General features: G+C 45.5%; 14 protein-coding genes. 12 read left to right on the forward strand and 2 right to left on the reverse strand.

The genetic code is table 11. The features are described from left to right. Positions 1 to 6: 6 nt before the first annotated feature. Complete coding sequence (locus NWE73_RS03505; protein ID WP_277576890.1) at positions 7 to 306, reverse strand: hypothetical protein; 300 nt, start codon at positions 304 to 306, stop codon at positions 7 to 9. Positions 307 to 675: 369 nt separating this feature from the next. Here NWE73_RS03505 and NWE73_RS03510 point away from each other — a divergent pair, with 369 nt between their 5' ends. The 12 genes from NWE73_RS03510 to NWE73_RS03565 all read left to right on the forward strand — a co-directional run bounded on the left by NWE73_RS03510 (position 676) and on the right by NWE73_RS03565 (position 11590). Then, positions 676 to 1209 carry a flagellar basal body-associated FliL family protein gene (locus NWE73_RS03510; RefSeq protein WP_277576891.1) on the forward strand — a complete coding sequence of 178 codons (534 nt, stop codon included), beginning with the start codon at positions 676 to 678 and terminating at the stop codon, positions 1207 to 1209. A gap of 9 nt (positions 1210 to 1218) precedes the next feature. Beyond that, positions 1219 to 2229 (forward strand): flagellar motor switch protein FliM, encoded by a 1011-nt coding sequence (fliM, locus tag NWE73_RS03515; protein ID WP_277576892.1) that lies wholly within the window; start codon positions 1219 to 1221, stop codon positions 2227 to 2229. 33 nt (positions 2230 to 2262) lie between these two features. Continuing rightward, positions 2263 to 2634 carry a flagellar motor switch protein FliN gene (gene fliN, locus NWE73_RS03520; RefSeq protein WP_277576893.1) on the forward strand — a complete coding sequence of 124 codons (372 nt, stop codon included), beginning with the start codon at positions 2263 to 2265 and terminating at the stop codon, positions 2632 to 2634. Positions 2635 to 2648: 14 nt separating this feature from the next. After that, positions 2649 to 3371: a FliO/MopB family protein gene (locus NWE73_RS03525; protein WP_277576894.1), complete on the forward strand. Its 723-nt coding sequence runs from the start codon at positions 2649 to 2651 to the stop codon at positions 3369 to 3371. After that, on the forward strand, positions 3368 to 4129 hold the full coding sequence (gene fliP / locus NWE73_RS03530) for a flagellar type III secretion system pore protein FliP (RefSeq protein WP_277576895.1): 762 nt from the start codon (positions 3368 to 3370) through the stop codon (positions 4127 to 4129). Before NWE73_RS03525 ends, fliP begins: the two co-directional genes overlap by 4 nt. An 8-nt stretch (positions 4130 to 4137) precedes the next feature. Beyond that, positions 4138 to 4410: a flagellar biosynthesis protein FliQ gene (fliQ, locus tag NWE73_RS03535; protein WP_277576896.1), complete on the forward strand. Its 273-nt coding sequence runs from the start codon at positions 4138 to 4140 to the stop codon at positions 4408 to 4410. Continuing rightward, positions 4411 to 5190 (forward strand): flagellar biosynthetic protein FliR, encoded by a 780-nt coding sequence (gene fliR, locus NWE73_RS03540; RefSeq protein ID WP_277576897.1) that lies wholly within the window; start codon positions 4411 to 4413, stop codon positions 5188 to 5190. A gap of 92 nt (positions 5191 to 5282) precedes the next feature. Continuing rightward, positions 5283 to 6344: a flagellar biosynthesis protein FlhB gene (gene flhB, locus NWE73_RS03545; RefSeq protein ID WP_277576898.1), complete on the forward strand. Its 1062-nt coding sequence runs from the start codon at positions 5283 to 5285 to the stop codon at positions 6342 to 6344. Continuing rightward, positions 6344 to 8443, forward strand: coding sequence for a flagellar biosynthesis protein FlhA (gene flhA / locus NWE73_RS03550; RefSeq protein ID WP_277576899.1), 2100 nt, complete (start codon positions 6344 to 6346; stop codon positions 8441 to 8443). Before flhB ends, flhA begins: the two co-directional genes overlap by 1 nt. Further along, complete coding sequence (flhF, locus tag NWE73_RS03555; RefSeq protein WP_277576900.1) at positions 8433 to 9896, forward strand: flagellar biosynthesis protein FlhF; 1464 nt, start codon at positions 8433 to 8435, stop codon at positions 9894 to 9896. The genes flhA and flhF overlap by 11 nt, the downstream gene beginning before the upstream one ends. Further along, positions 9893 to 10723 (forward strand): MinD/ParA family protein, encoded by an 831-nt coding sequence (locus NWE73_RS03560; RefSeq protein ID WP_277576901.1) that lies wholly within the window; start codon positions 9893 to 9895, stop codon positions 10721 to 10723. The genes flhF and NWE73_RS03560 overlap by 4 nt, the downstream gene beginning before the upstream one ends. Positions 10724 to 10804: 81 nt before the next feature. Then, positions 10805 to 11590, forward strand: coding sequence for a FliA/WhiG family RNA polymerase sigma factor (locus NWE73_RS03565; RefSeq protein ID WP_277576902.1), 786 nt, complete (start codon positions 10805 to 10807; stop codon positions 11588 to 11590). 83 nt (positions 11591 to 11673) lie between these two features. On the opposite strand, the gene NWE73_RS03570 is transcribed toward NWE73_RS03565, so the two are convergent. Then, the gene (locus tag NWE73_RS03570; protein WP_277576903.1) at positions 11674 to 12477 is read right to left on the reverse strand and encodes a hypothetical protein; all 804 of its coding nucleotides are present in this window, start codon (positions 12475 to 12477) and stop codon (positions 11674 to 11676) included. Positions 12478 to 12716 lie beyond the last annotated feature (239 nt).

Raw genomic sequence — 12716 nt, forward strand, 5'->3', positions numbered from 1 at the left:
GCGATTTTAATGGTGCGTGAATTTATTTTTTATTTCATCGTACTTGTGCTCGACGGTCTCAGAGAGTTTTGCCATCCAGCCTTTGGCGGTTTCATCACTGATGTTCAGAGAGCTCATCATCGTATGCACTCTTTTGCTGGCTTCCTCATGTGAAATCCCGGTTCTTTCGCAAATCAAATTGATGAGATCATCTGGGCTCGACATGGCTTTTTTGATTTCATCATCAGAAAGATTTAAGTTGGCGAATTGGCTTTTCAAGGCATTGGAAATCTCTCCGATTTTTCCCTGAAACATTTGCGTGTCCATGGGGTCCTCCTTCTCGACTTTCATCGAGGTTCGTTGAATCACGGTTTCCTTTTAAGGGCACTCCTCTTGCAGTATTTCGTCAATATTGATGGTCAGTTTGTTTCAAAGATCATGGCGTTTTGTCGTCGAAAGCGTGCAGGATAAAAACGCATTTAGCGGATTTCTGACGCCAAAACTTTGACTGGCGTCAGAGAATTTTTGGATGGAAACATTTTCCTCACAGGCAAAAATTGCCTCTAATCAAATATGTTGGAACGCAATGTCGGCTGCTGGACCAGAGTCCTGTTGGCATTCGTGTTGCTTAAGATTTCGGTGAGGTTGGTCTGCGCAAAGGATTTGAGTAGACGCACAGTTCATGGAGGATGAAGAGTGGCTGAAGAAAAAGCGGCAGCAGAAGCGGCACCGGCAGCAAGCGGTGGATCTGGACAAAAGCCTATACTTCTTATTGCATTGGCAGTGATTAATATGCTCATCGTCGCTGGCGTAGGCTTCATGCTTTACAAAGGTAAGCAAAAAGAAGCCGCAGAACCAAAGATTGAACACGTCATTAAAGGTGAAGCGGAAGCTCAACACAAAGAAGCTACTGAAGAGAAGGAAGTGGTGGGCAAGGTTGTACCACTCGAAACCTTCATCGTGAATCTGGCGGGCGCCAAAGGCCGTAAGGTTGCGAAAGTAAACATGGAACTCGAACTTAAAGGGGACCATGCTGCGGAAGAGATCGACAAGCGCAAAGCGCAGATCCGCGACATCATTATCATTATCCTTTCGAGCAAGACGTATGAAGAAGTGTCTTCTCGCGAAGGAAAAGACAATCTAAGAAACGAAATTAAAGACACAATCAATTCTTTCCTGGTTCAGGGAAAGATTTCGAACGTGTTCTTCACAGAGTTTATCTATAACTAAGGCAGGACTATGAATCAGGTTCTTTCGCAAAGTGAAGTGGATGCTCTGTTAGCCGCCGTCTCCGATGGGGATGTGGCGTCTTCAGAAGCTCCCAAAGCTGAAGGTCAGTCCTCAAGCGGTTCCACCAAAATGGACGATCGCAAGATTGTTTCTTATGACCTGACCAGCCAAGACCGTATTATTCGCGGTCGTCTTCCGCAGTTGGAAGTTATTTACGAGAAATTCATGCGCGCATTCCGTGTCTCTTTGTCATCGGCTCTTCGCAAAATTGCGTCGATCACATTGACGGGGACGGAATTTTTGAAGTTTGGTGAGTTCATTAATACTTTGCCGATGCCAACTTGTATGAGCGTTTTGCGTTTCGGTAACCTGCGTGGTTCTGCGCTTTTCGTTATCGAGAGTAAATTGGCTTATGCATTGGTCGACAGCTTCTTCGGTGGAGCGGATCGTCCTTATACGAAAATTGATGGCAAAGACTTTACTCCGATTGAATTGCAGATCGTACAAAAAGTAGTGGGCTTGGCGATCAATGATATGGAAGCAGCCTGGGCATCCATTGAGAAAATCGGTTGTTCATTTGTTCGTACTGAAGTGAATCCCCAGTTCGTAGGTATCGTACCTCCAACAGACGTGGTCATTGCTTCGACTTTTGACGTTGAACTTGAGAATGCATCGGGCACGATTTCCATCGTGATTCCTTATGCGACGATCGAGCCTATCAAGCAAAAGCTTTCTACAGGCTTCCAGGTGGAGTCAGATCAAACAGACAAAAGACTTTGGACTTCAATCATTCAAGAACAACTTCTTGAGACTGACATGAACATCAAAGTGAATCTCGGCGAAACGGAAATCAAATTACGTGATTTGATGACCTTGAAAGTCGGGGACGTGATTCCACTCGATCAGGATGCATCAGGTGAGTTCGACGTTGAAGTTGAAAATGTTAAGAAGTTCAAAGGTTACTACGGAATACATCACGGTACTGTGGCGGTGCAAGTAACTCGCCCGGTAACTAAATAGAGACTAAATATAGAGAATGGGCAGGGGGATGAGATGACAGAAGATAAACTAGATGATTTGGCGGATCAGTTATTGGCGGAAGCGTCGGGCATGGCAGCAAGCCCTGCGGCTGGCAAGAAATCTGATGAATTGAGCGGCCAAAAAGACAGAAATTTGAATTTAATTCTCGATATTCCCCTCAAAGTGACGGTGGAGTTGGGTCGTACAAAAATGCCGGTCAGCGAATTACTCAATTTGACTCAAGGAAGTGTCATAGAGTTGAGCAAGCTTGCGGGCGAGCCTATGGAAGTTTACGTGAACGACAAGTTGATCGCGCGCGGTGAAGCCGTGGTTATCAATGAAAAGTTCGGTGTGCGTTTGACAGATGTTATCTCACCGGCTGAGCGCGTAGAACAACTCAGATAATAAAAGGATTTAAGATGCGTTGGTTGTTGCCTTTACTATTGGTAGTCTCTGTTTCCGCTTCCGCTAAAGCTCGAACGGAAAAATCCGCTCATGCTGAAGAGGTAGCCCCTGTCTCTGAGGCGGTGGAGTCGGTTGCGAACGAGGCGGTTGTTGCGAATGCAGACGCTTCAGAGGCGACACCTATTGCCGTTGAAAAACCAAAAGTAGACACTCGCAAGGAGTCAGAGATTCCTTTGAATCTTGAAGGAAATAAAAAGGCTTCAGCAGAAGGCGGAGGATTCCGCATTCTTTTGACACTTTCTTTGTTGGGTGTTGTTGGTACGGGCGCATTTATCTTCTTGAGAAAGTACTCTGTCCCTAAAGACAGAAAGCACCAGACACAAATCAAAGTATTGCAACAGCACTACTTGGGTCCTAAGAAAAGCCTGGCGATCGTTCGTGTTGCTGGTGAATCAATTCTGATCGGCGTGACAGACCATAATATTTCAATGATCAAATCATTGTCTTTGTTGGACGATGAAGTTCCAGAAGAAGCTCCAAAAAGCTTCGGAAATGTTCTGGGTGGCTTCGGTAAAAATAATTCTGCCTCTTTCGATGAAAACGATGAAGTGGCCGACGAAGCTCCGCGCTCGACAAAACGTACTGCCAAAGAACTTGATGGCGATGAAGAATTTGCTATCAGTGGTATTAAAGATATCGTTTCTAAACGTCTTAAAGGAATGAGGTCTTTCCAGTGAGAAAGCACAACTGGCTTGCACTCCTGAGTTTCCTTCTTCTGCCGCTTGTTTTGTTGGCAAGTTCCAGCGCTTTTGCGCAAGTGACTTTGCCGACAGTAAACTTGGGTTTTAAGACGACAGACAATCCTAATGAAGTGGTGAATGCCGTTAAATTGATCTTGATCATGACGGTGCTGACACTGGCTCCGGCAATCTTGATCATGATGACCGGCTTTACCCGCATCATCATCGTGTTGTCTTTCTTAAGACAAGCGATGGGTGTTCAGCAAATGCCACCAAATCAATTGCTGGTGGGTTTGTCCTTGTTCCTGACATTCTTTATTATGCAGCCTGCGTTCAATGAGATGAATACCAACGGGATTCAGCCTTATATCGCAGGCAAGATTTCTCAAGACGCGGCCATTGAAAAAACTTTGGCGCCTCTTAGAAAGTTCATGTTCACCCAAACTCGTGACGCGGACTTGGCTTTGTTTGTGAAGCTTTCCAAAATTGATAAACCAAAGACACGGGCGGAAGTTCCGACGATGGTTTTGGTTCCGGCCTTTGTGGTTTCTGAGCTGAAAACGGCTTTCCAAATTGGCTTTATCATCTTCCTGCCATTCCTTGTGATCGACATCGTCGCAGCGAGTGTGTTGATGGCGATGGGTATGATGATGCTTCCTCCAGTTGTGATTTCGTTGCCCTTTAAAATCATGCTTTTTGTCCTGGTTGACGGATGGGGTTTGCTCATCGGTTCCATGGTCAAGAGTTTCGGGTGAGGTGAAAGATGACAGAAGAATTAGTAATCAAATTGGGTCAAGACGCTTTGAGAACGACGGCATTGTTGGCAGCTCCATTGTTGATTTCAACTTTGGTGGTTGGTTTGGCTGTGAGTATTTTCCAAGCACTAACTCAAATCAATGAAGCGACTTTGACCTTTATTCCGAAAATGATTGTAGTGGCGTTGGTCTTTGTCCTGGCCGGGCCGTGGATGATGGACGTAATGAGCGCTTACACAGTGAATCTGTTTGATAATATTGCAGTGATGGTCAGGGAATAGATGTTTAACTATACGGCATTGACTGAAGCACAGATTTTGCTTTTTGCGCTGATCCTTCTGCGCATGTTGGCATTTATCATGTCTTCGGCATTCTTTGGCGCGACAGCGATCAATGCCCCTGTGAAAATTCTTCTTTCCGTGGTTCTAAGCATGCTGATCTTCCCGGTGGTGCGCATTGGGAATGTGAACTACCTGGCAATCTCAAGTGATATTATAGGTTTAGCTATCCGGGAACTTATTGTTGGATTAGCCCTGGGATTCTTAACCCGCCTGTTCTTCTTCGTTGTCACAATGGTAGGGGATTTGGTTTCCATGAGCGTCGGTTTGAGTGCATCGCAAATGTACAATCCCATGATGGGAACAAGCGGAAACGTTCTGGATACTTTCTATTCTACTTTGGGCACGTTGATATTTCTTTCGATCAATGGTCATCACATGCTGATCAATGCGATCGTGAAAAGTTATGAGTTGGTGCCAGTCAGTTCTTTACAATTAAATATCGGACCCTTCGCAGAGATGGCGTTGTTTGGTCAAATGGCTTTGGTTTTAACCATCAAGATGTGTGCACCGGTGATTGTGACCATCCTGTTGGTGAATTTAGCATTCGGGATCTTGGGAAGAGCCGTGCCCCAGATCAATGTCCTGGTAACAAGTATGCCAGTGACGATCATGCTAGGAATGACAGTGGTTTTTATTTGTCTCCCACTTTTGACAATGGAGATGACTGGTTTGATTGAGATCACGTCTAGCAAACTGTTCGACGTGATGAAACACTTGTAGTGTAAGTAACTCAAACTATGAAGGTTTGAGTAGACTTGCGTACTCCGACGAAGTCGGAGTGTAGACAAGCTAGGTTCTAGGAAGGAACTGAAGTGTCAGACGATAACGGCGAAAAGACCGAAGAAGCAACGGATGCCAGACGGGAAGAGTTCCGTAAGCAAGGCAACGTTGCACATTCAAAGGAACTTGCGTCAGCGGTATTACTACTCGCTGCGGCTGGTAGCGTTTACTTTTTGGGTCGCTTCTTCTTTAAAAATTTCTACGACCTTTTCCAATATTCTTTCGGCCCCAATATGGTTGAACTTGTCCGTAAGGGCAATTTCACAGAGGCCTTTATGATGAACGGTAAAACCGCTTTCATCCTGATCATGCCAGTTGTCGGCATTGCCGGTATCTTGGGCGTTGCTTGTTCAGTGGCTCAAACTGGTTTCATGCAAGTCGAAGATGCACTCACTCCGAAGTTTGAAAAAGTAAATCCCGTAGATGGATTCAAGCGTGTCTTCAGCATGCGTTCCGTTATTGAAGCGGTAAAATCGCTGTTGAAGATGGGCGCCATCGGTCTCATTTTGTATTATCTTTTGCGCGGCGAAGTCCGTCAAATTCCTTACATGATGAGCTTTTCTGTCGAGCAGATCATTTCTTATTTGGGTGCCGTCGTCGTTAAACTTTTAGGCGGTGTCGGAGCCGTGATGCTGGTTTTGGCAGCAGCTGATTACTTCTATCAGCGCTGGGACCTTGAAAAGAAGATGATGATGACGAAGCAGGAAATCAAAGAAGAGCACAAACAGCGCGAGGGTGATCCTATGATCAAATCGCGCATTCGTCGTATTCAAAGGGAAATGGCCAGCAAGCGTATGATGTCAGAAGTTCCCAAGGCTGACGTGATCATCACCAATCCCACCCATATCGCAGTTTGCTTAAAGTATTCCGACAATTTGCCAGCGCCGCAATTGATTGCCATGGGCGCGGATTCAGTGGCCGAGAATATTAAACAGATTGCCAGAGAGAACAATATTCCCATCGTGGAGAATAAGCCTCTGGCTCGAACTATTTTTAAAACAATGAAGATTGGTCAAGTTATACCACGTGAGCTTTTTGTCGCTGTGGCAGAAGTTCTTTCGTATGTTTATCGTTTGCGTAGGAAGAAAAGATAATGGAAGACGTTTTTCAATTTTTAAAGAGATTCGAAAAGTACACTAAGAATACAGATCTTCTTATTGCTTTTGGCGTCTTGGCTATCTTGGCGGTGATGATCATCCCATTGCCTCCGATGCTATTGGACATCTCTCTGACGTTCTCTCTTGCCATCAGTATTCTCATTCTTTTGGTGAGCTTATATACGCAAAAAGCTTTGGATTTCACATCCTTCCCGTCACTTCTTTTGATGACGACTTTGTTCCGTTTGTCTTTGAACGTGGCAACAACGCGTTTGATTCTGACTCATGGACATGAAGGGGAGGCCGCTGCGGGACACGTGATCGCCTCTTTTGCGAATTTCGTGGTCGGCGGAAACTATGTTATCGGTTTCGTGATGTTCGTGATCCTGATCGTGATCAACTTCATGGTAATCACCAAGGGTTCTGGGCGCGTGGCCGAAGTCGCTGCACGTTTCACATTGGATGCGATGCCTGGTAAGCAGATGTCCATCGATGCGGAGTTGAACTCGGGGCATATCACTGAGGCGGAAGCCCGCAAACGTCGTAGAGCCATCGAGCAAGAAGCCGATTTCTACGGGGCAATGGATGGTGCCTCCAAGTTCGTACGCGGAGACGCTATCGCCGGTATTATCATCACGATGATCAATATCATCGGTGGTTTGGGTATCGGGGTCATTCAAAAAGGCCTTGATGTCGGTAATGCCGCGAAAGTCTATACGATGTTGACGATCGGGGATGGTTTGCTTGCGCAGATCCCAGCTTTGATCATCTCTACTGCTGCCGGTATCATTGTTACTCGTACTTCAAATTCAGATAAAGACATGGGTACTGAGGTCACAAGTCAGCTCTTGCTGAATCCTCGTGCCGTGATGATTTCTGGTGGTGTTTTGATCCTTATGGGTCTGGTGCCGGGCTTGCCGACACTTCCGTTCTTGATGATGGGCGGATTGATGTGCGGTATGTCTTGGGTCATTACCAAATACAAAGCAGAGACTGTTGCCGCAGAAAAGAAACAGATCGAAGCAGCGGCCAACGTGCCGAAAAAAGAAAACATCGAAACGATGCTTCCTGTCGATATGCTCGAGCTGGAAGTGGGTTATGGACTTATCAATATTGTTGAGTCAGACCAAAGCGGTGACTTGTTAGAACGTATTGTCAGCATCCGTAAGCAATTTGCCTTGGATTTGGGGATCGTGGTGCCAAGTATTCATATCCGTGACAACTTGCAGTTGGCTCCCGGAGAGTACCGCATGTTGATCAAAGGCAACAAAGTCGGTGGCGGTCTTCTTCGTCCTGATTCTATGCTGGCAATGGATCCAGGCAATGTCTCCGATACTATTGACGGTATTCCTACCAAAGAACCGGCATTCGGTTTGGATGCCATGTGGATTTCACCGGCTCGTAAAGAAGATGCTGAATTCGCAGGATACACAGTTGTGGATCTTCCAACTGTTATGGCCACTCATATCACTGAGCTTATCCGCGGACATGCTCACGAATTGTTGGGTCGTCAGGAAGCTTCAAGTCTTATTGAGAACTTCAAGAAGACACATCCCAAAGTGGTGGATGAACTTATTCCAGATCTTCTTCCATTGGGATCTGTGGTGCGTGTTATGCAAAGCTTGTTGAAAGAACAAGTTTCGATTCGTAACCTGCTTACGATTTTTGAGTCTTTGGCGGACGATGCTCCCCGCACTAAAGATATCGAAGTGTTGACGGAAGGTGTGCGTAAGTCATTGGCTCGTGGAATCACGGCGAAGTACACAACAGATCAAGGCAATATCCCTGTGATGACACTTCATCCAGTGATTGAAGAGTTGATTGCGAACTCATTGCTACAAACAGAACAAGGCGTGCAACTGGTCATGGATCCAAGCACGGCTCATCGTTTGATTAATGAAATTGCGCGTGCGGTTGAAAGTCATCCTGAAATTGCCAGTCAGCCGATTCTGCTGACCAGCCCGACCTCACGCCGCCATTTGTATAAATTAACTTCAAGATTTATTCCGCAACTCGTAGTCCTTTCTCATAACGAACTGACGGCAGATGCGGACGTCCAATCAGTTGCTCTTGTGGAGATGAACCATGCAGGTTAAGAAATTCGAAGCACGTACGATGAAAGAAGCACTCGAGATGGTGAAGACCCAGTTGGGTCCCGATGCCATCATTCTTTCAGCACGAGACAACAATAAGAGCTTTGGTTTGGTCGGCGAAGGCAGCGTGGAAATCACGGCTGCAGTTTCAGAAGAAACCCTGCAAAGAAAGAAGTTTGCAGAGTCGCGTCTTCGTGAACAAGATCAGCAAAGATTTCATCAAAGCTCCGCCCGTCAACAAAAAGAGTTGATCACTAAGATGGTCGACAAGCATACGCAAAAAAATAAGCCACCTGCGCAGATTACGCAGCGTCGCTATATCGATATCGAAGAAGACGAAAATCAATACGCTCGTCAACAACAGATGTCAGAGCAACGAGTTCGTGCATCGGCACAAAGAGCTTTGAATGCTTTCCAAGAGCAAGAGGAGACTTTTACAGGAACCCGCCGACAACAGGCGGCTCCAGCACCAGTTACGCAACCAGTGGCGAAGCCAGTTGCTAGACCGGTCGCTGCAGCTCCAGACCAGGAGTCTGAAGCAATTCGTGCATTGAAAAATGAAATTGCCAGCTTGAAGCAGGTTATTACTCAGTTCCAACAGATGCCCCAAAGCTTTGTGGGTTCTCATCCCGGTGCTGATTACGGCATCAACTATGACTTGAGCGCGATCTTCCAAAAATTGACTTCTGCGGGTGTGGCCCCGGAAATCACGGCGGACATTTTGACTCAGGCGCAAGAGACCTTGCCAGCCTTGAAACTCAAAAATAAAGCCCTGGTAGAAGCTTGGGTGGCTCGTCATGTATTGGATGCAACAAAAATTGTAAGCAATCCAACAGCGGGAAAAATTCATTGTTTCGTCGGCCCAGCCGGTGCGGGTAAAACTTCTACGATGATCAAGATGGCCAGCAATATGGTCGTTCGCGAAGGCAAGAAGGTTGCCTTGTTCACGACAGACACTTTCAAAGTGGGTGCTGCTGATCAAATGAAGATCTATGCGCAAATTTTGAATGTACCATTCTCTGTGATCCGTACACAAAACGACTGGCACAACTTGATGAGATACCTTGCCAATGTTGATTGTGTTTTGGTGGATTTCACTGGTTTGAGTCTTAAAAATAACGATGAGATTCAAATGATGCGCAGTCTTTTGCCGCCGCAGGCATTGAATCCCAATATCCATTTGGTTCTCTCCGCGAACTCGAAAGACGGCGATGTGACTGAGTTGGGTCGTCGTTACTCAATGTTAAACTATAAAGACGTGATTTTCTCTGGTTTAGATGAGTCTGCTCAGCATGGGACTATCTTTAACTTCCAGAAACGTTTTGATATCCCACTTCACTCATTTGGTATCGGTGCGAGAGTTCCAGAGGACTATGAATTCGCAACCAAAGAACGTTTGTTGGATCTTATTTTCAAAATCACTCAACTGAAACAACAGGATTCTGAAGCTGTATGAAAAGAATAAATGCTTTTGATATGTATCGCACACGCACGATCAGTGTGACTTCAGGCAAGGGCGGCGTTGGTAAGACGACGTTGGTTGCCAACCTTGCATTGACCTTGGCGCAAAAGGGCAAAAAAGTTTTGATCCTTGATGGCGATTTGGGCATGGCCAACGTTGATATCCTGTTCGGCATGAGAACCAACGGAAATATGCATGACATCATTTCGGGTCGCAAAGAGATGAAGGACATTCTTACGGAAGTATCGAAGGATGTATTCTTGATTCCAGGCGGCAGTGGCGTGGTCGAGTTCAATCATATGAATCACTTCGAAAGAAGAGCGATGGTGGAAGCGGTGAGCTCTTTGCCATTGGGCTTTGATTATCTGTTGATTGATACAGCACCGGGCATTGCTGAAAATGTCTTGTTCCTGAACTCTGCGGCTCAAACAGTTTCAGTCGTCATCACGCCTGATCCTGCGAGCTTTGCAGATGCCTACGCTTTAATCAAAGTTTTGAATAAGCAGTACAAGGTCAATCACTTCTCTATTATGTGCAATCAAGTGCGCGATGAAGAAGAGGGTTTGGGCTTGTATAAGCGCTTCAATGACGTGGTAAACAAGTTTCTATACATAGGTCTTGATTACTGGGGTTCAGTTCCGAATGACGTCGTTTTGAAAAAAGCAATCCAAATGCAGCGTCTCATCGTGAGACAGGATGTCGGTGCAGAATCATCAAAAGCAATTCGCCAAATTTCTATGCAGATCGAGAAATCCTCGAAGCAGGTTGAGGCTGGCGGTGGAATGCAGATGTTTTGGGACCAAGTCGTTGGGTCTGCATAAGTGAGTTGAGAATAGATTTCCTGAGAATTGGACTTTCAGCACGAACACCTGTTTGTTAACATGGTTTTAAGAGGGAAAAATATGGCGAAAAATGCGGCATTGTTGAAGAAGTACAAGGATGAGCCACGTCAGCTCGCGCCGACTAAAAAAGACGACCTTATCAGAGAATATGCGCCTCTTATCAAGTTTATCGCACAGAAGATTGCTGTGCGCCTTCCCTCTAATATCGAACTTGATGACTTGATTTCTGCCGGTGTAATCGGTTTGATGGATGCCATCGAAAAATACGATTCCACTCGTGATAATAAATTTAAAACTTATGCTGAATTCCGTATCCGCGGAGCAATTCTGGATGAATTGAGAGCTCAAGACTGGGTTCCGCGTTCTATCCGTGATAAAGCAAAACTTCTTGATAAAACCATGATTCAATTGGAAGCGGACTTGGGACGCGCACCAACAGATGAAGAAGTTGCCAAGCAGTTGAATTGCTCGATCGATGAATTCCATGATCTGGTTAATCAAGTTCGTCCGGTAAGTCTGTTGCCGATCGATCAGGCAACAACATTCAGTAACACCGACAAGAAGTCCATCATGGATATCTTGGAAGGTTCCAGAACGAACAGTCCCTTCAATCAATTGAATGTTAAAAATATCAAAGAAGTTGTTGCACAGGCCATCGAAGAATTGCCTGAAAGACAACGCTTGGTACTTTCTCTTTACTATTATGAAGATTTAAATTTAAAAGAGATCGGGCAAGTATTGCGCGTGACGGAGTCTCGCGTATCTCAACTTCATGCTCAAGCCGTGGCAAGATTGCGTGCTAAACTTGCGGCGACAATTGGTGCGGGTGAGTTGGAAATCGCTTAGTCATATTTTTTTGAATTAGGTTTGAATAATCGAAAATAAAAATGGGAGCTTTTGGCTCCCATTTTTTATGCTTTTACACGAAGTTAAGAGACCTTTGTCAGTTCGCTAGGATCTATGCGACGCGCGGGAACTCCACCCCAGGTTTCACCCGCAGGGACATGGGTCTTTGGTAGCACCACAGAGTTTGGCAGAATCTTGGCACCTTCTCCAATTGTCACACCACCCATAAGAATAGCGCGCAATCCGATGGTGGCTTTGTCGTGGATCTTAACCGGAGCTAAAACTAAATATCCACCTTGGCCATAATGAGCAACAATCGTCACTGATCCACCGAGTGTTACTTTGCGTCCCATTTCCACCAATGAGGGATCAGAGAGATGTGACGTGTTGATGATTGTGCCTTCGCCGATTTTCATTCCCATCATGCGGAAAAAGAAAAGATTAAAAGGTGTTGGCGTGATGAACTCTAGAAATGTATAGCGAACTATGTAAGTTAGACCGTTATGGACATACCAGCGGATGGCAGGCAGTGAGTAATAGGGACCACGCCATTCGGAAAGTTTCGTTCGAAATAGAAAATTCAAAGTGGGTACAATCATGATCATGGAAAAACCATACATGAAATATCCCAGACCTAAACTGCTTCCTAGGAGCCAAAATCTCAGACCTTGAGAAACGCCCTCACTCCATGAACTCATCCAACTAAAAAGATAGAATCCAGGTAAGAGTGCCAGCCCTATGCAGGCGCCGCCAATCATATAGAGTGGAGCCAGCATCACGAGATGAACAATGATCTTAAACTCGCGCAGCAGGTTCTCAAGGCGCCCAGCGAGGCCTTTGCGTTCACTTTTTAGGGAATAGATATCTAGTTTTTGTGGTGCACCCATACTGAACGTATCGGTATAAAACAGGTCCCAGTTAAAGAGATTGTAACAATTTTTAAAATTGAACTTGTTGAAGAACTCCGCAGTTCGAATGGTTGGCCAATTTTATTGGAAATAGAATTGTTCTAAAAGGAGTCGGGCAATGACGTTTTTTTATTTTGTAAGAATTTGCTCCGTCAACAAACTTAGGTCGAGCTTGCCATTAGTACGTACTGAACAAGCCCTTAGTCGAGATGTATTAC

This window comes from Bdellovibrio svalbardensis (assembly GCF_029531655.1).
GTDB classification, from domain to species: domain Bacteria; phylum Bdellovibrionota; class Bdellovibrionia; order Bdellovibrionales; family Bdellovibrionaceae; genus Bdellovibrio; species Bdellovibrio svalbardensis.